Origin of the sequence: Maridesulfovibrio sp. (assembly GCF_963666665.1) — a bacterium.
Taxonomy (GTDB): domain Bacteria; phylum Desulfobacterota; class Desulfovibrionia; order Desulfovibrionales; family Desulfovibrionaceae; genus Maridesulfovibrio.
Map to the genome: position 1 here is coordinate 3,786,518 of NZ_OY762999.1, position 19,933 is coordinate 3,806,450.

The 19,933-nt window shown below is 49.5% G+C and carries 18 protein-coding genes and 1 riboswitch; of the genes, 14 read left to right on the forward strand and 4 right to left on the reverse strand.

Annotation, left to right across the window (positions count from 1 at the left end; translation table 11 throughout):
- Positions 1-9: 9 nt before the first annotated feature.
- Together ACKU40_RS17340 and ACKU40_RS17345 are read right to left on the reverse strand one after the other, a co-directional pair.
- Positions 10-903 (reverse strand): glycyl-radical enzyme activating protein, encoded by an 894-nt coding sequence (locus tag ACKU40_RS17340; protein ID WP_320176396.1) that lies wholly within the window; start codon positions 901-903, stop codon positions 10-12.
- Between the two features lie 118 nt (positions 904-1,021).
- Positions 1,022-3,475, reverse strand: coding sequence for a glycyl radical protein (locus ACKU40_RS17345; RefSeq protein ID WP_320174041.1), 2,454 nt, complete (start codon positions 3,473-3,475; stop codon positions 1,022-1,024).
- A gap of 333 nt (positions 3,476-3,808) precedes the next feature.
- Between ACKU40_RS17345 and ACKU40_RS17350 the strand changes: the two genes are divergently transcribed.
- A complete protein-coding gene (locus ACKU40_RS17350) occupies positions 3,809-5,308 on the forward strand; it encodes a sigma 54-interacting transcriptional regulator (protein ID WP_320174042.1) in 1,500 nt (499 codons plus the stop codon).
- A 2-nt stretch (positions 5,309-5,310) separates the two neighbouring features.
- Here ACKU40_RS17350 and ACKU40_RS17355 read toward each other — a convergent pair whose 3' ends face one another.
- Both ACKU40_RS17355 and ACKU40_RS17360 read right to left on the reverse strand, forming a co-directional pair.
- Positions 5,311-6,045, reverse strand: coding sequence for a sulfite exporter TauE/SafE family protein (locus tag ACKU40_RS17355; RefSeq protein ID WP_320174043.1), 735 nt, complete (start codon positions 6,043-6,045; stop codon positions 5,311-5,313).
- 6 nt (positions 6,046-6,051) lie between these two features.
- Positions 6,052-6,612, reverse strand: coding sequence for a DUF4125 family protein (locus tag ACKU40_RS17360; protein ID WP_320174044.1), 561 nt, complete (start codon positions 6,610-6,612; stop codon positions 6,052-6,054).
- Positions 6,613-7,057: 445 nt separating this feature from the next.
- Here ACKU40_RS17360 and ACKU40_RS17365 point away from each other — a divergent pair, with 445 nt between their 5' ends.
- The 13 genes from ACKU40_RS17365 to ACKU40_RS17425 all read left to right on the forward strand — a co-directional run bounded on the left by ACKU40_RS17365 (position 7,058) and on the right by ACKU40_RS17425 (position 19,858).
- A complete protein-coding gene (locus ACKU40_RS17365; protein ID WP_320174045.1) occupies positions 7,058-7,210 on the forward strand; it encodes a hypothetical protein in 153 nt (50 codons plus the stop codon).
- Between the two features lie 17 nt (positions 7,211-7,227).
- Complete coding sequence (locus ACKU40_RS17370; protein ID WP_320174046.1) at positions 7,228-8,730, forward strand: APC family permease; 1,503 nt, start codon at positions 7,228-7,230, stop codon at positions 8,728-8,730.
- A 211-nt stretch (positions 8,731-8,941) separates the two neighbouring features.
- On the forward strand, positions 8,942-9,346 hold the full coding sequence (locus tag ACKU40_RS17375) for a PPC domain-containing DNA-binding protein (protein WP_320174047.1): 405 nt from the start codon (positions 8,942-8,944) through the stop codon (positions 9,344-9,346).
- 12 nt (positions 9,347-9,358) lie between these two features.
- Positions 9,359-9,949, forward strand: a complete 591-nt coding sequence (locus ACKU40_RS17380) for an ECF transporter S component (protein WP_320174048.1) — start codon at positions 9,359-9,361, stop codon at positions 9,947-9,949.
- 11 nt (positions 9,950-9,960) lie between these two features.
- On the forward strand, positions 9,961-10,758 hold the full coding sequence (locus tag ACKU40_RS17385; RefSeq protein ID WP_320174049.1) for an energy-coupling factor transporter transmembrane component T: 798 nt from the start codon (positions 9,961-9,963) through the stop codon (positions 10,756-10,758).
- Positions 10,745-11,599, forward strand: a complete 855-nt coding sequence (locus ACKU40_RS17390; RefSeq protein WP_320174050.1) for an ABC transporter ATP-binding protein — start codon at positions 10,745-10,747, stop codon at positions 11,597-11,599. Before ACKU40_RS17385 ends, ACKU40_RS17390 begins: the two co-directional genes overlap by 14 nt.
- On the forward strand, positions 11,589-12,386 hold the full coding sequence (locus ACKU40_RS17395; protein WP_320174051.1) for an ABC transporter ATP-binding protein: 798 nt from the start codon (positions 11,589-11,591) through the stop codon (positions 12,384-12,386). Before ACKU40_RS17390 ends, ACKU40_RS17395 begins: the two co-directional genes overlap by 11 nt.
- Before the next feature lie 42 nt (positions 12,387-12,428).
- Positions 12,429-12,893, forward strand: coding sequence for a Cys-tRNA(Pro) deacylase (gene ybaK, locus ACKU40_RS17400; protein ID WP_320174052.1), 465 nt, complete (start codon positions 12,429-12,431; stop codon positions 12,891-12,893).
- Between the two features lie 171 nt (positions 12,894-13,064).
- Positions 13,065-13,805 carry a sulfite exporter TauE/SafE family protein gene (locus tag ACKU40_RS17405; RefSeq protein ID WP_320174053.1) on the forward strand — a complete coding sequence of 247 codons (741 nt, stop codon included), beginning with the start codon at positions 13,065-13,067 and terminating at the stop codon, positions 13,803-13,805.
- Between the two features lie 15 nt (positions 13,806-13,820).
- Entirely contained in the window at positions 13,821-14,231 is a 411-nt protein-coding gene (locus ACKU40_RS17410; protein ID WP_320174054.1) for a MarR family transcriptional regulator, read from the forward strand.
- A 260-nt stretch (positions 14,232-14,491) separates the two neighbouring features.
- Positions 14,492-14,649, forward strand: a riboswitch (cobalamin riboswitch).
- Positions 14,650-14,924: 275 nt separating this feature from the next.
- Positions 14,925-16,985 (forward strand): ribonucleoside triphosphate reductase, encoded by a 2,061-nt coding sequence (locus ACKU40_RS17415; protein ID WP_320174055.1) that lies wholly within the window; start codon positions 14,925-14,927, stop codon positions 16,983-16,985.
- A 158-nt stretch (positions 16,986-17,143) separates the two neighbouring features.
- Complete coding sequence (locus ACKU40_RS17420; RefSeq protein WP_320174056.1) at positions 17,144-17,374, forward strand: hypothetical protein; 231 nt, start codon at positions 17,144-17,146, stop codon at positions 17,372-17,374.
- A 171-nt stretch (positions 17,375-17,545) separates the two neighbouring features.
- Entirely contained in the window at positions 17,546-19,858 is a 2,313-nt protein-coding gene (locus tag ACKU40_RS17425) for a methyl-accepting chemotaxis protein (protein WP_320174057.1), read from the forward strand.
- Positions 19,859-19,933 lie beyond the last annotated feature (75 nt).

Below are 19,933 nucleotides of genomic sequence, written 5' to 3' on the forward strand. Positions count from 1 at the left end.
TAAAAAAGATTAGATGATCTCGGTTTTCAAGCCGTAGTCGGCAAAGCGTTTGAAAACCACATCCAATTGTTCCGGGGTGTATTCCCGGTCCATTTTATATTTCCAGCCCAGAGCAGCGTATTTATTGCGGCCGAATGCGTGGCAGGGCATTACTTCCACTTTGTCCCGTCCGTATCCTTTCAGGAATTCAGCCATGGCTGCGATGTTTTCTTCTGAGTCGTTCATTTCCGGCATGAGCGGCATGCGGATGCGTACTTCCTTACCTGAAGAAAGGGCCGTGCCCATGTTGCGCAGGATGATTGCGTTATCCACCCCGGTCAGTTTCTTGTGCTCTTCCGGATTCATGTGCTTGCAGTCAAACAGGAAGAGATCTGCCAATTCAATGGTTTTATCGAAACGTTCTTCGGGACAGTAGCCGCAGGTATCTACGGTTACGTGATAGCCTTCATTTACCGCAGCTTCGACCATATCGAGGAAGAATTGTCCGCCGGAGGTCGGTTCGCCGCCGCCGAAGGTTACCCCGCCGCCGGAGTTGTCGTAGAAAAGTGCGTCTTTGCGGACAACGTCCATCACTTCTTCAACGGTCATGATCTTGCCGGATATTTCACGGGCCTTGCCTGCGCAGTTCTCAGTGCATGCACCGCAGTTGGTACACTTCTCAGTGTCGCGCCCGAACTTGCCGTCGATCTCAATGACTGCCCCGTTGGGACAGACTTCAACGCATTTTCCGCATCCGGTGCACAGGTCGGTAAAACACATCATCTGCGGTTTTACCTGCTGCGATTCAGGGTTACTGCACCATAAGCAGGTCAGCGGGCAGCCTTTCAGGAAAACGGTAGTTCGCAGTCCCGGTCCATCATGGAGCGACATACGCTGAATATTGTAGATCATACCTTGGCTCATCATGGTCTCCGCTTTTGGTTTTTCAGGCCTTGCGCGGCGGACTGAGCCGTCGTGAAGGTCTGCGAAAGGGAGAGAGCGCCGATGACGTCCTCTCCTTCGCAATATGAATGTTTCTTATCTAGCAACGGCCAGCGTCGTATTCAGTACGTTTGATGATTTCGTTCTGTACGCCGCAGTCCAGTCTGGTGAAGTAGGCGCTGAAGCCCGCAACACGGACGATGAGGTCGGAGTAATCCTTGGGGTTCTGCTGCGCATCTTTCAGGGTATCGGAGCTTACGCAGTTGAACTGGATGTGGGATCCGCCGAAGTCGCAGTAAGTCTTGATCAGGGAGATCAGTGTCTTAGCACCCTGAGGACCTTCCAGCACGGAGGGGGAGAATTTCACGTTGAAGTGGTTCGCGCCGTAGCGGACGGTGTCGATTGCTTCTGCACCGGATTTGATCAGAGCAGTGATACCTTCCTTGTCAGTGCCGGGCATTGCGGAAACACTACCGTCGGTAAGAGCCACACCAGCTTTACGGCCGTTGGGCAGAGCACCCATCATTCCGCCGAAGTAGTTGTGGTAGGACAGGGAGTATGCATCCAGCGGGGTGCGCTGTCCAAAGCAGTCCGGTCCCTGAGCGTGGTGGATTTCATCCACATCGCGGTAGAAACGCTGTACGAATGCCTGTACGTCTTCGTAGTCGTTGCCGTGCTTGGGAGCGTCAAAGCACATCTGGCGCAGTTCTTCGTAACCTTCGAAGTTGGCCTTAAGTGCTTTGATCAGTTCGTCCATGGTTACAACCTTGGTGTCGTAAACAAGGTGCTTGATGGCAAGGATGGAGTTGGCAGCGTCAACTCCTGCGGTCATGATGGGGTTAACCTGCGGGTAGCGGGTTCCGCCTGCTTCTTCGCACATACCTTTCTCAATGCAGCCGTCGTACATGGCGGAGCGGAATACGCTCGGTACAACCTGCAGGCGTGCCATCTGGCTGAGATCGGAGTGGGCGCGGGAAATGCGGAACAGATTGTCCAGCTGTCCTTTTACTGCTTCGTAGAGGTCTTCAAAAGTTTCGAAGGTGGTGGGATCACCGGTTTCTGCACCGACCATTTTCTTGGTCACAGGGCATTTACCGTTGTTGAGCACCAGTTCGACTACTTTTGCGAGGCAGGGCTGGTCTTCCTGAGTGATGAAGCTTCCTTTGCCGCAAACGCCGGTGGATACGCAGCCGTAGTTACCGCAGTTACGTGCATCTTCAAGGGTTATGCCGTCGGGGTACTGTGCGAAACGGGCAAGAGTACGCTGGATGACTACGTTGTTGTTCAGGATCTGGGGCTGGCCGGAACCGCCGCGGATGCACTCAACAACTTTCTGCATGTAAGATTCTTTGAGCTTCGGATGGTAAAGCAGGGTCAGAGTAGGCTGAATGCTCTTCATCTGAATCTGGGTTTCGAGCATGAGCTCTTCCAGTTCGGTGGAAGCGTCGCGGCCGTCTTTGTCTACGCCGCCGATGGTCATGGACTGTCCGGTGTGGCCGGAAAGGGTCAGTGCGTAGGAGTTACCCTGATATTCACCCAGTTCAAGGTGACGAATCCACTGGAACTTGAGCATGGTCAGAACCTGCTCGCGGGTCAGGTTGCCTTCATCAATGTCTTTCTTGAAGAAGGGGTACATGTACTGGCCGTAACGACCGGGGGAAACAGCGCAAGCCATCTGCTCGGTTGCTACACAGAGGTGGGTGAACCAGAAGGACTGGATAGCTTCACGGAAGTTGCGGGCCGGGTGTTCAGGAACGCGACGGCAGATTTCTGCGATTTCAAGCAGTTCTGCTTTTACTTTGGGATCGGACTCTTCCGCAGCGGTTTTTTCAGCAAGATCAGCATAGCGGTGGGAGTGTTTGATTACCGCGTCAAAAGTGATCAGCATGGAACGGTAGAGATCGATTTTGTCTCTGTTTGCAAGAGTGTTCTGGGTCTCGGTGAGACGGGTGCGAACTTCTTCGATGAGGTGGCGAATACCTTTATTCAGCACCAGGCCGTAGTCGGCAATACCGGAACCGGAAGCAACGGAAACGTTTTCGTAGTACATGCCGGCTTTGGCGTACTTTTTGGCGCTTTCTCCGTACTTTTCCTTGTACATGGTGTTGTTCTGGTCGACGCAGGTGCGGCCTTTCCAGAGCTTGTAGGTCTTTTCGAGCAGTTCCTGAGTCTCGGCGGGAATTTTCATTTCACCGAGGGAAGCCATTTTGGCCATCTGCATTTCTTCTTTGATCCAGGAAACGTTCCATTCTGGGTATGCGTAAACACCTGCGCGGACACCTGTAAGGGTACCTACGATGGGGTTGCCGTCGAGAAATATTTTTTTCTGGGTCAGTACGCGTTCGAAAAGTTTGGCGCGGATATATACTACAGGTTCACCCTGATGCTTTTCATAAATTTCGTTCAGGAACTTGAGACGCTCGGGGTCCATGATCTGGGGAGCGTTCATGAGAAAATTTTTGAGTTCCTTGACGCGGTCTTCAGCTGTATCCCAATTGATGCCGTATCCTGCGGCAGTCTGGGTTTCTTCTTTTGCAGACAGAGTTGTATTCATTTCCATCTCCTGTGATTGTGCTATTGTTTTTGGTCTTTTAGGTAGATTGAAAGTGCGATTCGTTCGCTTGTTAATTTCGTCACTAGCACGGGCTGTGCCAGAGATGCTTTTTTTGAATAAAATTATACCTAACATTCTGTAATTATGATGTTTAAATACTCACAATCTGTTTTGATTGTGTTGTGTGTGAAAAAAAGTAAAAAGAAAGAAATTTTTCTTTTTTAAAGAAAATTTTGGTTTGCTAAAAAATATTTTTTTATTTATCGACCCAATCAGTAGCCGGAGATTCAAGCCTTGTCTGGCTTTTCCGGATAAATAGAGAGGTTGTGAAAAATGTATTTTAGCAAGGACAAGTTTTTTAATGTCAGTCGCCGCAGCATGCTCACTCCTGAGATGATTGCTATCTGGGATGATCTGGGACTCGGCGTGGCTGTGGTGGACGCCGAAGGTTACTGCGAGTATATGAATCCCATCCAGCGCAGGGCGGACGGCTTTACCCGAATTCATGTGGAAGGGCAGCATATTACCAAACTTTACGTGCCGCATGAATTGGATTGCATTCCCACTGTGGAGTGTCTGCGCAAAAGTGAACCCATCCTGCGCAAAAGCTATCTCTACAAGACCACCAACAATTACCTTGCCGGGACTGTTTCCGACTTCTTTCCGCTCTATGATCAGGGTCGCAAGGACGGGGTTATCACCTTTACTCTCTGGACCGGTTCAGTTCCCTTGGGCGTTAGCAATAAGAGATCACGTAAGCCTGCTTCCCGCGATAAGGATTATTCCTACTACACCTTTGATTCCCTTGTCGGCGAGGATGATTCCCTGCGCGAAGTGCTGGCCGAGGCCCGAACTGCTGCCAAGTCTTCCTCCCATGTCATGATCTGGGGTGAGAGCGGCACAGGTAAGGAGGTCTTTGCTCAGGCCATCCACATGGAAAGTGACCGTCGGGACAAGCCTTTCATTGCCGAGAACTGTGCAGCTATTCCTGAAAACCTGCTTGAGGCCATTCTTTTCGGTACCTCCAAAGGTGCCTACACCGACGCCCCTGACAAGCCCGGTTTATTTGAGGAAGCCAACGGCGGAACCCTGCTGCTTGATGAGCTTAACTCCATGCCTCTGGGCTTGCAGGCCAAGCTTTTGCGTGTCTTGCAGGAGAAGCGGGTTCGCAGGCTCGGTTCACAAAAAGAAATTCCCGTAGATGTGCGGGTGATCAGCATTCTTAACGAAGCACCTCTCAATGCTGTAAGTGAAGGTATTCTGCGCAGTGACCTTTTTTATCGTCTGGCCGTTGTCGGTCTGGCCATCCCTCCTTTGCGGGAACGCAAGGAGGATCTGGCTGTGCTTACCCGTTCTTTTATTGCCCGTTCGGAGCAGACAATTTCACCAGCTTTGATCGGGGTGGAACCGGATGTTGTGCAGATGTTTTTTGATTACGACTGGCCCGGTAACGTGCGTGAGTTATTGCACGTTATTGAGGGAAGTCTGGCTTTACTGGGGAATCGCACTTCCATCGGTGTGGAGAATCTGCCTCGCCATTTTCGCGAGGCCTGCGAGAAGTCGTTTATGCCCGCTGTTCCGCGTTCTGAAATCGCAGCTCCGCAGCAGATCAATGATTCCATGCTCGGGAAGAATTTCTTTGATTACAATATGATCAAGCGTAACAGCGTGGTTCCGCTTAAAAGCTGTGTGCAGCAGTATGAGACCGAGTGCATCAGGAATGTGCTTAAGGTAACGGGCGGCAATGTTGCCAAGGCCGCCCGGATAATGCAGATAACTGGAGCCGGTCTGCGCTATAAGATTCAGCAGCTTGGAATTGAAGACGATTATTAAATCTACAGAAAAGATCGAAATAAACAGACGACCCCGGCTAAAGCAATCACAGTCATGAGCACTTTGCGGAACAGGTCCTGATTGATGTGCTTGGTGACCGGGAAGGAAAGCAGGGTTCCGATGAGTGTGGCCGGAGCTCCGTAGATGGCGTAATCAATTACAGCGGGGGTAATCAGCCCGGCTCCGGCTTGGAGTACGCAAGTGAAGGTGGCACGGATTACGAAGAAGACGCCGAGGGTGCCGAGGAATACCCGCGGCTGCCATCCAACGTAGAGTCCGTAAGCTCCGATGGGCGGTCCGTCAAAGGATATGGCGGTGCCGAGCAGACTGGCACCGAATCCGGCGGCACTGCCCCGCGACCATGATTCCGGGTGAGTTTTTTCGACCTTGAAGGTGAGTTGCCAGTACACATAGTAGATGAGCAGCGCACCAACGGCTCCCTGCAGGATGGAGCTGGATACAAAGGTCAGGATGTACAGTCCGGCAAAGGCTCCGGGTACGGAACCGACCAATAGCGGTTTGAGTGCGGACCAGCGGCAATGGCGGAAATGCATGGCCGCGATGGAGCCGTCCATGATTACGTTCAGCAGGCAGGCAAGCGGCACCAGTTCCTGCATGGGAATAAACACGGCCGCTGCCGGAACAGCGACCATGGCCCCGCCGATACCGCTGACCCCGGATACAAATCCGCCGATCAGCCAGAGCAGGAATACAAGGGTATGGGGTGAATCAAACATGAAATTTTACTTTGCGGGTTTGGCTATGGATTCTTCGCAGTGGGTGAGGGATTCGTAACCCAGCATGCGCATAAGGATTTCGTATCTTTCGCGTACGAGGTTGCCGTGTTTTTCTTGCACGGACTGTGCGTAAGCAAGATAGATGTCCAAGGTTTTGGGTGAATAGGTCTGCAGTTCGCTGCCGAGATAAATGCAGAAGGACTGGTGACCGTCAGGGTGTACCGAGCGTGGGAACTGGGCGGCAACTTCTTTGCGCCACTCGCTTTCCATGGATACGATTTCGGTAATTGCCGGGGAATTGTTCTGCACCGGGATAAGGCCTTCCATGAGCGCATATTTTTCAGTCATGAGGTTGCGCTTGTCCGTGGCGGCCTGCTCAAGGTCCGCGAGATATGATTCAAGATACTCGTCCGGGAGGACAGAGTGGGTCATGTTGCGCATGATGCGGAAGGATTCGGGACGCTCCTGACAAAGTGAGGTGCCGCCGCGGTTATTAACAGCAAGGAACATATCCAGTTCCAGTTTGATGATCTGCTCAATGAGTTGGGTCCGTTTATTTTCGGCCATGGGAGCCTCCTTAATGAAAAAAATAACGATCTTCCGGGTTGCAAAGGGGATGCCTTTTCGGCGATTTTTCATGATGAGATTGGATGTTTTTAGATATGGTCTTGATTTGATTGGTTAAGTCAATGATCACCTTGGCGCGGGTGAGTAATCGGCTGCTTTTGAATGGGATTTAGGAGAATTAAAGAAATTTATAAAAAAATAAAAAAAACTTTTGAAAAATAAAAAATTATTGAGTTTGCGTTATTGGCATTGATGATAGTTTGAAAAAATAAATCAGTTATTTCTGAATATTAAGATGATGGTGAAGAATTTCACGAATTGGCATCCTGTTTGCTTAAATGATCAAGCAGCTTTTGGTAGGGCTGCTGAATCAGGTGATTGAAAGTGTACAGATATCGTTCGCTCTTTGCAAAGGAGAGGAGAGCCATGCTGCTTTAGCAGAATCATGGCGGAATGTGTCCGGTCAATGTTGGATGGTGCAGCCATTTTTCGCCGACCGGAACGCGGCAGCAGGCAGTTGCCGGACATTGTTCGAGGAGGAACAACTGCCGGGGTTGGACACCTTGAAGTTCAGGGGAAGTCTGCCGTGAACTCATAAAACAAAGAGATAATCTGATGTCACAAGAAAAACTGGAATTAGAAAAATCAATGTCGCCCGCTCAGGTCTGGGCACTGGCGCTGGGGTCAATCGTAGGTTGGGGTTGTTTTGTTCTCCCCGGTGATATGTTTCTTCCGCAGGCCGGTATCATGGGGACCCTGATCGGCTTCGGTGTCGGCGCATTTCTTATTTGTTTCGTAGCTGTCTGCTACAGCTACATGATTAAGTACGCCCCTGTTGCTGGCGGCGCGTTTGCATATGCTTATGTCGGCTTTGGGCCGACTGCGGCTTTTGTCTGCGGGTGGGCACTCGTGCTCGGGTACATAGCTATCATCGGCATCGACGTTGCCGCTCTGGCATTGATTTTCCGTTTCCTATTCCCGGGTGTTTTTGAGTTCGGTCCATTGTATTCAATTGCAGGATGGCAGGTTTATACCGGTGAGGTAATCCTGATGACTGCCGCAACACTGCTCTTCGGTTGGATGAACTACCGTGGTAACAGCTTTGCAGGTAAATTTCAGGTCATGCTGACCTTCCTGCTGACCATCGGTATTGTTTCCCTGTTCACCGGTTCCGCTTCCCTTGAAACTGCTGAAGTAGGAAACCTGCTTCCGCTTTTCGCCGAGCACCGCTCCATGATTTCCTGCGTGCTGATCATTTTTGCTATCTCCCCCTTTCTTTTCGCCGGATTTGATACTGTTCCGCAGGCTGCAGAGGAATTCACTTTCGAGCCTTCCCGCGCACGCAACATCATGATCATCGCCATTCTCTGCGGTCTTGTTCTTTATGCTCTGGTTACCCTTGCAGTAGGTATTGCCATCCCGGTTCCTGAAATGCTGGCTAAAATGGATGCCATGCGCGCTGCCGGCGGTACTGCATGGGCTACTGGTGAAGTTGCAGCCATGGCTTTCGGTAAGCTTGGTGCTGTTGTCTTGGCCTGTGCCGTTATGGGTGCTGTCTGCACCGGTATTAATGGTTTTTACATTGCTACTTCCCGTCTGCTGCTTAGTATGGCCCGTGCCGGAATCATGCCTTCATGGTTCGGCGATATCCATCCCAAGTACCGCACACCCTACAAAGCAATCCTGTTCACCATCGCCATTGTCCTGCTCACTCCTTTTGCCGGACGTTCCGTTATTGTCTGGATTGTTGATATGAGTTCTGTTGGTACCGGTATCGGTTACCTGTTCTCCTGCCTTGCTGCACGTCGTGTAATCCTCGGTTCTACCGATGTTGACCAGCGTTCTCTGAAGATGTTCTGCTGCGGCATGGGAACCCTTGCTTCAGTTTTCTGCATCGTATTGCTGCTTATTCCCGGTTCCCCGGCTTACATCAGTGAAGCTTCCCGTTGGTGCATGGTTGTATGGGTGGCAATGGGTGTGTTCTTCTACTTCTCCAACAGGAGCGCTTGGGCTGAGCTTCCCGAAGATCAGCTGCGTAGAAACGTTTTGGGCAGCGATGATATTCCTGTCTTTTACAAAGGCGCAGCTCAGGGCCAGCCCCAGACCGTTTCTGAATAATTAAAACACGGGCAGGCTTTCTGCCTTGCTCAGTACATAAGAAACCCCGTCAGTCATGCTGGCGGGGTTTTATTATTAGCGAAGATATAGTTTTTCTGAATGCATGTTATGTTGAATTATCTCTAATTCCGATTGGAAGTATTTAAAATGGTGATGTATTTGTAGCTCCTTTAAAGGAATGGCCAATCTTAATCAGGAATGGAGTTGTTGTATGGAACCATTGGCGGTTAGATTCAGTCCGGGGCAGGACCTCCTGCTTGAACTGGAACGTATTGCGCAGGAAAAGAAAATTGAAGCCGCATGTGTGCTTACCTGTGTGGGCAGTCTGACCAAGGCCGTCCTGCGTTTTGCCAATCAGGGCGAAAGCACGGAGCTAAGCGGGTATTTTGAGATAGTATCCCTGACCGGGGTGCTCTCACACTACGGCTCGCATTTTCATATCGCCATATCCGACGGGGAAGGCAAAACCATCGGTGCGCATCTGATGGAGGGGAGCAGGGTCTACACTACTGCTGAAATAGTGCTGGCTGTCTTTCCGGAATATTCCTTTCTGAGAAGTTTCGACCCCCAGACCGGTTATCCGGAACTGGAAATCAAATCACAAACCGGTAAATAAGGAGTGAGTGGGATGGGTGTTAGCGAGCAGATTAAAAAGGATTTTACAACATTTACATGGGTTCTGATTGCCGTGGCAATCGTCATCAATATTGCCGTTGGTCAGCTTGTCTCTTTGCTTAAGCTGCCAATTTTTCTTGATTCCATAGGAACAGTAATGGTGGGTGTACTTGCCGGACCATGGGCAGGTGGACTTGCCGGACTTATCACCAACCTGATCTGGGGCGTTATTTCTTCCCCCGTTGCCGCAGCTTTTGCCCCGGTAGCAATGGTAATCGGTATTGCCGCCGGTGTCTGTGCCCGTATGGGTATGTTTAAAACATGGTGGACCTCCATTATCGCTGGTCTGATCATTACCGTATTCAACTCTGTTGTTGCCGTGCCTATCCGCCTGTACATGTTCGGCGGTATTACCGGAAGCGGTGCTGACTTTGCCATGGCATATCTGTTGGCATTGGGCCGTGATCTTTTCGGTTCCGTTGTTGTGACCGTGTTCACCACTAATGTTATCGACAAGGTTGCCACAGCCGTGCTGGTCTGGGGTATTGTGAAGAGCCTTCCCGCAAGAACAGCTGCACGTTTTCCTGCGCTGGCAAAGGCATAAGGGAAAAGTCTTTGTCGAATGAAAGTACTTCCCTTTTTAATGAGGGAGAATCCTGTATCCATTCCGTCCACCCCCTGAGCAAGCTTACATTCGTACTGCTCACGGGGGTGGCGGTTTATTGTGCTCCGGGCGGACCTTGGCCGGATGCGGTGTTGCTGCTTTTAAATGCGGTACTGGCATTAATGGCCGGGGTTGCGGGACGGGTCTGGAAGTTCGTCTGGCGTACCCTGCTGCCCATTGCCCTGTTCATGATTACGATTCACGGGCTGCTTTATCCCGGTAACAGCAGTGTCTTGGTTTCATATTATGGGATTTCACTTTATACCGAAGGGTTGGCCTTTGCCGCAACCATCCTGCTGCAATTGGTTACAGTTCTGACTGCTTCGCTAATTTTTGTGTTCAGTACTGATCCGGCGGATTTGATCACATCCCTGATTCAGTCCGGTTTGCCGTCATCACTTGCTTATGTCTGCGGCAGTCCTTTGCTCATGCTTTCGGCTATGCGGGCACGGGTGAAGACTATTCAAGATGCGCAAAGGGCGCGGGGCCTTGATTCCGAAGGGAGCTTCCTGAACAGGGCGCGTTCTATTGCCCCATTGATTTCCCCCCTGATTCTGGGAGCTTTTGCCGAGATTGAACAACGGGCCATTGGCCTTGAATTGCGTGGATTCAGCTCCAAGGGAGTCCGAACGTCTATACGGGTGGTCGCAGATTCCCCGGCGCAGCGGATTGGCAGATGTTTGATGTTGCTGCTTTGCGTGTTGCTCCTGATCTACAAAACAGTGCTTTATAGTTATGTCACCTATTGAGATTGAAAATTTTACCTACAGCTACGCTTCCTCGGCTTCTCCTGCCTTGCATGATTTGAATTTTGAAATCGGTGCAGGGGAATTCGTAGCCTTGATCGGAGCCAACAACAGCGGAAAATCAACGCTTTGCAATGCCCTGTGCGGAGCCGTTCCTCAGCTTTATCATGGTGAGTTTGATGGCAATGTACGTGTTTGCGGTAAAGATATTTCTGCCACTTCCTTGGCAGAACTGTCCGAATCCGTGGCTTTAGTCATGCAGCATCCTGAACGTCAGCTTTCGGGTATTCGTTTCACCGTTGCCGAGGAAGTCGGTTTCAGCCTTGAAAACCGGGGTGTGGACCGTGCTGAGATTTTAGAGCGCGTTGATGAAGCATTAGTTTTGACAGGGCTTTCAAATCTTGCCGAACGTTCTCCGCATCATCTCTCCGGCGGGCAATTGCAGAAAGTCACTCTTGCTTCTGCTCTGGCCTGCGATACACCTGTGCTTGTTCTTGATGAACCGACCACCTTTCTCGATCCCATGGCGGCGCGGCAGGTTTTTGAAATTTTGGACAGTTTGCGCAGTAAGGGGAAAACCATTGTCCTCGCTGAACAGCGTTTGGAAAGCATCGCCATTTATGCCGATCGGGTCATAGCCTTCCATGAAGGCAGGATCGTTTTGGACGGGCCGCCTGCTGAGGTCCTTGTCTCTCCGTTAATCAAGGATATCGGTTTGGACTGGACCCGTTTCAGTAAGGTTGCCGAACTGGCCCGGAAGCGAGCACGTTGGGCAGAAGGGCGGGCGCTGGCAACGACCTATGGTGAAGTTGTTGAAGGTCTGGAGGTTCGTAATGACAATTGAGGTAACGAATCTTTCTTTCTGCTACGCGTCCGGTGTTGAAGCTCTTAAAGATATTTCGTTGACTCTGAATCAGGGCGAAATTGTAGCTCTGCTCGGTCATAACGGCTCCGGTAAGAGCACGTTGGTCCGTCATTTCAACGGACTTCTGCATCCAACCAGCGGCAGTGTGAAAGTAAATGGTATTTTAACCGCTGAGGAGAAAGTTTCGCGGCTGGCAGGAATGGTTGCCATGCTTTTTCAGAATCCTGATGATCAGATATGCAAGGCAACTGTATGGGATGAAATTATTTTCGGACCAAAAAATCTGGGTTATGAAGCTGATCGTATCCAAGGACTGGGCGAGAGATTTTTGTCTTCAATGGGCCTGCAGGAACTGAAGGATTGTAATCCTCATGATCTTGGTTTCAGTGAACGTAAGCGTTTGGTCATGGGTTCGGTTCTGGCAATGGATACGGGTATAGTTGTTTTTGATGAACCGACTGCCGGACTTGATTCGCGCGAGATTCTGATGCTTGAGAGCGAAATTAGTAAGCTCAGGGATGCAGGGCGGACAGTGGTTGTTATCAGTCATGATATGGATTTTGTGGCTGAAAATTGTTCAAGGGCCATTTGTCTTGAGAAGGGTAAAAAACAGTTTGACGGAAAGGTTGCGGACCTTTTCATGAATAATGACTTGCTTGAGCGTTGCGGCCTGCTACCGCCGCAAGTTGTTCAGTTGGGCAACCATTATGGTTTGCAACTGGATGAAATCACTCCGCAGGGTTTCATCGACAAAATGCTGGGCTAAGCCGTCTTGCCAAGCCTTACCCTACTTGTGTAGAAAGCCTCTATGACACCTGCAATTAATATAGCTAAGAAAAAGAAAATAAAGTTTAACGTCCACGAATATGAACACGATCCGTCTGCCGAGGCTTACGGCAAGGAAGCAGCGGAAAAGCTGGGCGTTGATCCGGCTCGGGTCTTCAAGACGCTGGTAGCCGGAAGCGGGAAAGATCTCTTTGTAGCGGTAGTTCCGGTCATGAAAATGCTCGACCTGAAATCTCTGGCCAAGGCCGTGAAGGTCAAGAAAATAGCCATGGCTGACGTAAAGCTGGTTGAACGCACCACCGGATATGTGGTCGGCGGGGTAAGTCCGCTTGGGCAAAAGAAGTTGTTGCCCACGGTAATTGACGTCTCAGCAGAAAATTTTGAAACCATTTATGTGAGCGGTGGCAAGCGCGGTTTGGATATCGAGCTGAGTCCGCAGGATCTTGCTGGTTTACTGCGCGGTTCATTTGCTGAAATAGCAAAGTAGTTTTAAACTACGAAAAATACAGCTTACAGGCCCGTCCGATTAGATTCGGACGGGCCTTTTTTGTAAGAGTAATTTTATTTCGCTGTACAAATGGTTTGACAATCAAATTAAGTTGGAGCTAAGTAGCTTGAAACAAGTTTAATTCGATTTTCGAACTATATGGAGTTCAAAGTGGATTTTGATTCAATCTTTCTAGTTGCCATGCAGTCCAGCCTGTTTCTTGGTTTGATTCACGGGATCAACCCTTGCGGTCATTCATGGCTGGTGCTGGCTCCTTTTGTGTACGGCGAGAAGAACGGTAAACGGGTCTTTTCACTGACCAGTGCGTTCATTCTGGGGACGACTCTCGCCTGCCTCGGTATTGGGCTTACTCTGGGGTCTATATCCTTGACCATCCCGGACTCACTGACATACATCGTGGACATCATAACCGTCTTGATTCTGGTAATCTTGGGGGCAATCCTGATTATCAAGCCGGAACTGCTGCATAGCCATGACCATGATCATGAGCACGGGGAGCATGACCACCATGTTCACCATCAGCACGATCATGATCACGGTCATTCCCATCACGGTTGCGGATGTTCATGCAATCACGGGAAAACATCATTGCGCAGCGTGACCGTTTGGGGACTTTTTTCCATCGGGTTTGTGAATATGATCGTGCCGTGTCCTACTGTCGCTATCATGTATAAATATGCCCTTGATTCCGGCAGTGTCTTCAAGGGAACAGCGGTGTTCGGCAGTTATGCCGTGGGAACCGCTATTGCGCTTGGGGCTGTGATCTATGCCATTTACCGGGCGGCATCATTTGTACGCACCCTTGAACAGGATTGGGTGGAGCCTCTGGTAATGCGTACTGCCGGGGTGATGACCATCGCATTCGCGATATACAGTTACACAACTATTTAAATATATGAGGTGGATGTGCTCGACAAGCTCAACCATGCGGTGATTGAATTTTACGAAAAGCTTTCTTCATGGGAGCATGATGTGGTCCGTGAAAAAGGGCTGACCCTGCCCCAGATGCATACCCTTGAAGTGCTCGGCATTCATAAGGCTATGCGTATGAAGGAACTGGCCCAGCGCATGGGTATTACCACCGGAACCCTGACTGTGCTGGTAGACCGCCTTGAAGATAAAGAGTTTGTCTGCCGTAAACCGCACCAGACCGATCGTCGTTCCATTATCGTTGAGCTTACTGAGAGCGGGCAGGAAATGTTCGAGGAGCATGACCGGCTGCACCTACGACTCATAGAAGAGTTGACCTCTGAATTTTCTGAAGAAGAAAAAGTGATCCTGCTCGGCTGTATTGAAAAAATGAATAGTGCGTTTTAGGAGTGTGTTTGGCGTTATGAACATTTTAAGAACAATTGTGGAAAACTTTTGTTCGAAATATGAGCCTTGAAAAAATGTTTTCAAGGCTCATATTTTTTCCTCAAAATCAGGATCTTAAAAGTTTTTGAACACCGAAGGAACAACTGTGGAAAACTTATGTTCAACACCTGCTATGCCTGATGGCTCTAAGGCTGAACTGCAATTATCTAAGAAAAAGTCTAGAGAGTCTTGACCGAATTTTTCAGTCTGGTAGACTCCATCAAGTCGTCAGCACTTCAGGAATCTGTTTCTGCTTTCTGAGCATATGGAAACTGATTAGTCGGGAACCCGGTTTGAATCCGGGGCGGTACTGCCGCTGTCAGGGAAGCACTCTGTGTGACCCCGAGCCAGCACCTCGGCCTGAAGCATGCCTGCCCGGTGCTCCCATGCAAATTCATAGGTATGTTTTTGTTTAGAGGAGGTCACACCAGCTTGGCAGGTCGGTTCAAACTGACCGGAATCTTATGTTTCTGACTTTCTTCCGGTTCTAAAAGTCCTGCAGGATGCGCCTACCGGGTCACCTGCGTCAAAATGCACACCACCATAAGGCACGGTTCAGCCGTGGGCTTGCAATCTGGGGAGGTTGCTTCCTTTTCTGCGTTCTTTTTCTGGCGCAGGCGATGATGGGTGCGGACAAATTTTACAGGTAATTAAATGCCCAAACAAATTCTCAAACGTGACGGTTGTCTCGAATCATGGTCCACTGAGCGAATCTCAGAAGCAATTTTTAAAGCTTTGAAAGCCAGCGGAATCAAAGATCCTCTGCTGAGTAAGCGTCTTGGCCGCAAGGTTGAGGAAAAGCTCATCGATGTTGATGTTCCTGAACAGGAAATGGTTCAGGACATGGTTCAGCTCGTTCTCATGGAGAACCGTCTTTACTCTGTAGCCGAACGCTACATCATATATCGCGAAAAACGTCGCGAACTGCGCCGTCAGGATGAAACCTACCTCGATATCGCCGGAACCATTGAAAGCTACCTTGACCGTTCCGACTGGCGCGTAAATGAAAACTCCAACATGGGCCATTCCTTTCAGGGATTGATGCTGCACATGTCCGGAGCTGTTCAGGCCCGTTACTGCCTTGAAAAATATCCTGAGGAAATCAGGCTTGCCCACGAGCATGGCTATTTTCATATCCATGACCTTTCTTTCGGCCTTGCCGGATACTGCGCAGGCTGGTCCCTGCGTGACCTGCTGCTGGACGGTTTCGGCCTTAAGGGACGTTGCTCTTCCGGTCCTGCAAAGCATTTCGATTCCATCACCGGACAGATGGTGAACTTCCTCGGCACTCTCCAGAACGAGTGGGCCGGTGCTCAGGCTTTCAACAACGTTGATACCTACCTCGCTCCCTTTGTCCGTCATGACGGTCTGGATTATGACCGCGTGAAGCAGATGGTGCAGAAGCTTATTTTCAACCTGAACACCACCTCCCGTTGGGGCGGCCAGAGCCCGTTCACTAACTTCACTTTTGATATGGTTCCGCCCAAGCACATTGCTAATGAGCCGGTAATCATCGGTGGAGAGTTCCAGGATACCACTTACGGTGAATACGAAGTGGAAATGGAGATGATCAACCGTGCATTCGTTGAAGTCATGCTTGAAGGTGACTCCGACGGCCGTATCTTCTCCTTCCCTATCCCCACCTACAACGTTACCCCGGATTTTCCGTGGGAAAGTGAAGTGGGCGAGCTGCTGCTGCAGATGACCGCCAAGTATGGCGCACCCTATTTCCAGAACTTCATCAACTCCGACCTCAATCCCGAGGACGTTCGCTCCATGTGCTGCCGTCTGCAGATGGACCTGCGTGAAATCCGCAAGAAAACCGGTGGCCTGTTCGGCGCCGGAGACCTTACCGGTTCCATCGGTGTTGTTACTCTGAACCTGCCCAAGCTGGCTTATCTTGCACAGGGTGAGGAAGATTTCCTCGATCTGATCTCCGAATACGCCACTCAGGCCAAGGATTCTCTGGAGTACAAGCGTAAGCTGGTTTCCGCCAATTTTGAGAACGGCATGTTCCCCTTCTCTCAGCGTTACCTGAAGAACGGTTTCAAGGGGCATTTCTCAACCATCGGCCTGATCGGTGGTAACGAAGCCTGCCACAACCTGCTGGGTAAAGGCATCGATACCCCCTCCGGTTCCCGTTTGATGCAGAGGGTTCTGCATCACCTGCGCGACCTGACTGTTCAGTTTCAGGAGGAAACAGGCAACCTCTTCAATCTTGAAGCTACTCCGGGTGAAGGTACCTGCTACCGTCTGGCCAAGATCGACAAGAATCTCTATGCCGATATCTACACTTCCGGTAGTGATACCCCGTACTACACCAACTCCACCCTGCTGCCCGTAGGTGCTACCGAGGACGTTGTTTACGCTCTTGAACACCAAAACGATCTGCAGACCCTGTACAACGGGGGAACAGTGTTCCATTCCTTCCTCGGTGAAGCAGTTCCGGATACCACCGCACTGAAAAACTTCATCATCAAGGCTATGACCAACACCAAGATTCCTTACATCTCGGTAACCCCGACCTTCTCTGTCTGTGAAGATCACGGCTACCTTTACGGTGAGCACTTCGAATGCCCTGAGTGCGGTAAAGATGCTGAGGTTTATACCCGCATCGTCGGTTACTACCGCCCGGTTAACCGCTGGAACAAGGGTAAACAGGAAGAGTATCGCGAAAGGACTGAGTATAGCTACAGTTCATGTACTTGTGGCTAGTCTGGCTCCGGTGCACAGATTGATAATTTTAAAGTCCGGGAAAGTGCTTTTCCGGACTTTTTTCTTATGTGCCTTTATATCGTTTTATAAGTGCTTGCGTTGAAAGTTGTCAGAATGTAATTTGTGTACTGACCGGAACCATTAACCGCTTATGAGTTATGATATTATCAGCAAGTCAGTTACGCGCTCTGCGCCAGAGAAATGATGAAGAACTTCGTAAGGGAAGTTATGCCAAGCATGGTTATCCCGCCAACACGATTCAGGATCTGCTGCATACCATTGAGGCTTTGAAGAGTGAAAAGAAGAAGTGGAAGAAAGTAGCGCAGGAACGCGGTGAAATTCTTAATAAGATGAATGGATTGTTGGAAGATTATAATAAATCAAAATAAAGACGCCTTATATTATAAGGGCCCCGGACTGCGTATGCGGTTCGGGGTCTTTTTTTTGATAAAATTACCCGTATTTTCAGGCTGTTACCAGTAAGTGCTTACGTGTTTGATTTTATTTTCATTAAGTGTATGGGGGTTATTTGCAAATTAAAACGTAGCAGAGAGGGAATCATGATTAAATTGAATAATATAAACAGCAGAATCGCTGTTTTGATAGCAATTGTTGTGTTTATTGCTATTGTATCTCTGGTTTTAGTAGTCAATACAATGACCAGATCTGCTGTATACAGTATACAAAAGCAGAACATGGAAGTGCTTAATAATGAACTCGGGCAGCAGATAGAAACTTTTGCATCCGGAGCAATTGTCAATTTGAAAACAATTTCCAAAAATAAGGAATACTACCGTGCCTTTGTTGATTCGTACTCATTGAGCAGCGCCAGCAAATCTCTTAAGGAGGCTTTGGATCAGCATGAAGGAGCCAATGCTATCGGTGTTGTCGATCGTAACGGGAAGGTGGTTTACGGGTGGACCAAGTCCGGACAGAGCCTCAAAGGTATGGATCTTAAAAACCGTCCTTATCTGCAGGAAATACTTGGCGGTAAGGAATATTCTGTTTCAGACCTGTTTAAATATGATGGGTTGAAAGGATATAATCTCGCATTTGCAGCACCCATCAAAGACATGACCGGACGGGCTTTCGGTGGTGTCTTCTTAGTATACAGTTGGGAAGAATATGTTGAGAAATTAATAGGTGATATCAGTATAGGAAAGCATGGATATGCTTTTATGCTGGATAATGAAGGCCATATCATCGCTCATAACGATACCAAACTTATTATGAAAGATGTTTCCTCCTACGACTTTGTGCGCAGGAGTTTGTCTGCGGATAACGGTTTTCTCTCTTATTCGTGGGAAGGGAAGCAAAAAGTAATTTCTTTTAAAAGAGTTCCTCTGGTTCATTGGGTTGTCTGCCTGTCGGCTTATGAATCGGACCTGACGGAGGCTGCAACACAGCAGCGCAATGTTCTCGGCGGATTGGGGATATTGTTGATCATTATTCTGGTGAGCATGATTGTATTTGTTATTCGCAGGCAGGTAACCAAGCCCATGGAGGTTATCAGGAATTATACCGGCGAGATCGCTGCCGGTAACCTGAAAGCAGAGTTGAACGGGAAGTTTGTCTGCGAGCTTAAAGATCTTGCTGCCAATGTTGAATATATGGTTGTGGAATTGAAGCATAAGCTTGGCTTTTCAGAAGGTGTTCTTAATGGGCTTGTTCTTCCATGTTGTATTGTCGGTCCTGACGGAAAAATTGCCTGGGTCAACTCACAGATTTGCGAACTGATCGAAAGCAGGGTCAGAGTTAAAGATGTCGTCGGCATGATTGCGGGCGAGTTCTTCTTTGGAGATAGAAACAGGAAAACTCTTTCACAGCAGGCAATAGCTAAAGAATGCCAGATTCAGCAGGAAACTGAATATACGACTTTTTCCGGTACGCATAAGAATATCATGGTCTCGACCACCCCGTTTTATGATATGGACGGGCAGATGCTGGGCTCCGTGGCTATTTGGTTTGATGTGACGGAAATTCGCACTCAACAACGGAAGATTGAAGAGCACAATATAATGATCTCTGAAGCTGCAGCCAGTGCCACGGAGGTTTCCAATCAGGTTTCCAGCTTTTCCGAAGCCCTTGCGGCGCAGGTGGAGCAGTCCAGCCGTGGTGCGGAAGAGCAGTCGGTAATGGCAAGTGAGGCTGCCACTGCCATGGATGAAATGAATTCCACTGTTCTGGAAGTCGCACGAAATGCCTCCTCTGCCGCAGACCTTGCCCTTGAGTCTCAGAAAAAAGCCGGTGAAGGTGAACGCATGGTTGCCAACGCGGTTTCGACTATCACCGAGGTGCGAGCCCAATCAGAACAGCTGCAGGAAGATATGGCCGACCTCGGTAAACAGGCCGAAGGCATCGGTAACATCATGGGGGTTATCAGCGATATTGCCGACCAGACAAACCTGCTGGCGCTTAATGCCGCCATTGAAGCTGCCCGCGCCGGTGATGCCGGGCGTGGTTTTGCCGTGGTTGCTGATGAAGTCCGTAAGCTGGCAGAGAAGACTATGACTGCCACCCATGAGGTTGGAGAATATATTTCCAGCATCCAAGCCAGTGCCCGCAAAAATATTGAAAATACGGAAAAATCTACTGAGGCCATCATGGAAGTTACCGACTTGATCAATCGGTCCGGTGAAGTCTTGAAGGATATAGTGGATAAGGTTTCCGAAACCAATGATCAGGTGCGTTCCATTGCAACTGCATCGGAAGAGCAGTCCGCAGCCAGCGAACAGATCAGCCGTTCTACCGGGCAGATTAATTCTATAGCCGGAGAAACAGCACAGGCTATGAATGAATCCGCAGAAGCGGTCAGTCGTATGTCCGGCTTGGCCAGAGAATTGGATGCGATCATCGGGCGTATGCAGAATTGATATTAGTAGTACTGTTGCTACTGTAACATGTTATAGTCCCCATGCTGTAAAATCAGTATGGGGACTTATTTTTGA

Bases quoted from the DNA above. Each gene is read 5' to 3' on its own strand.
- ACKU40_RS17340 (WP_320176396.1), bottom strand. From the start codon at position 903: ATGAGCCAAGGTATGATCTACAATATTCAGCGTATGTCGCTCCATGAT.
- ACKU40_RS17345 (WP_320174041.1), bottom strand. From the start codon at position 3,475: ATGAATACAACTCTGTCTGCAAAAGAAGAAACCCAGACTGCCGCAGGA.
- ACKU40_RS17350 (WP_320174042.1), top strand. From the start codon at position 3,809: ATGTATTTTAGCAAGGACAAGTTTTTTAATGTCAGTCGCCGCAGCATG.
- ACKU40_RS17355 (WP_320174043.1), bottom strand. From the start codon at position 6,045: ATGTTTGATTCACCCCATACCCTTGTATTCCTGCTCTGGCTGATCGGC.
- ACKU40_RS17360 (WP_320174044.1), bottom strand. From the start codon at position 6,612: ATGGCCGAAAATAAACGGACCCAACTCATTGAGCAGATCATCAAACTG.
- ACKU40_RS17365 (WP_320174045.1), top strand. From the start codon at position 7,058: ATGGCGGAATGTGTCCGGTCAATGTTGGATGGTGCAGCCATTTTTCGC.
- ACKU40_RS17370 (WP_320174046.1), top strand. From the start codon at position 7,228: ATGTCACAAGAAAAACTGGAATTAGAAAAATCAATGTCGCCCGCTCAG.
- ACKU40_RS17375 (WP_320174047.1), top strand. From the start codon at position 8,942: ATGGAACCATTGGCGGTTAGATTCAGTCCGGGGCAGGACCTCCTGCTT.
- ACKU40_RS17380 (WP_320174048.1), top strand. From the start codon at position 9,359: ATGGGTGTTAGCGAGCAGATTAAAAAGGATTTTACAACATTTACATGG.
- ACKU40_RS17390 (WP_320174050.1), top strand. From the start codon at position 10,745: ATGTCACCTATTGAGATTGAAAATTTTACCTACAGCTACGCTTCCTCG.
- ACKU40_RS17395 (WP_320174051.1), top strand. From the start codon at position 11,589: ATGACAATTGAGGTAACGAATCTTTCTTTCTGCTACGCGTCCGGTGTT.
- ybaK (WP_320174052.1), top strand. From the start codon at position 12,429: ATGACACCTGCAATTAATATAGCTAAGAAAAAGAAAATAAAGTTTAAC.
- ACKU40_RS17415 (WP_320174055.1), top strand. From the start codon at position 14,925: ATGCCCAAACAAATTCTCAAACGTGACGGTTGTCTCGAATCATGGTCC.
- ACKU40_RS17420 (WP_320174056.1), top strand. From the start codon at position 17,144: ATGATATTATCAGCAAGTCAGTTACGCGCTCTGCGCCAGAGAAATGAT.
- ACKU40_RS17425 (WP_320174057.1), top strand. From the start codon at position 17,546: ATGATTAAATTGAATAATATAAACAGCAGAATCGCTGTTTTGATAGCA.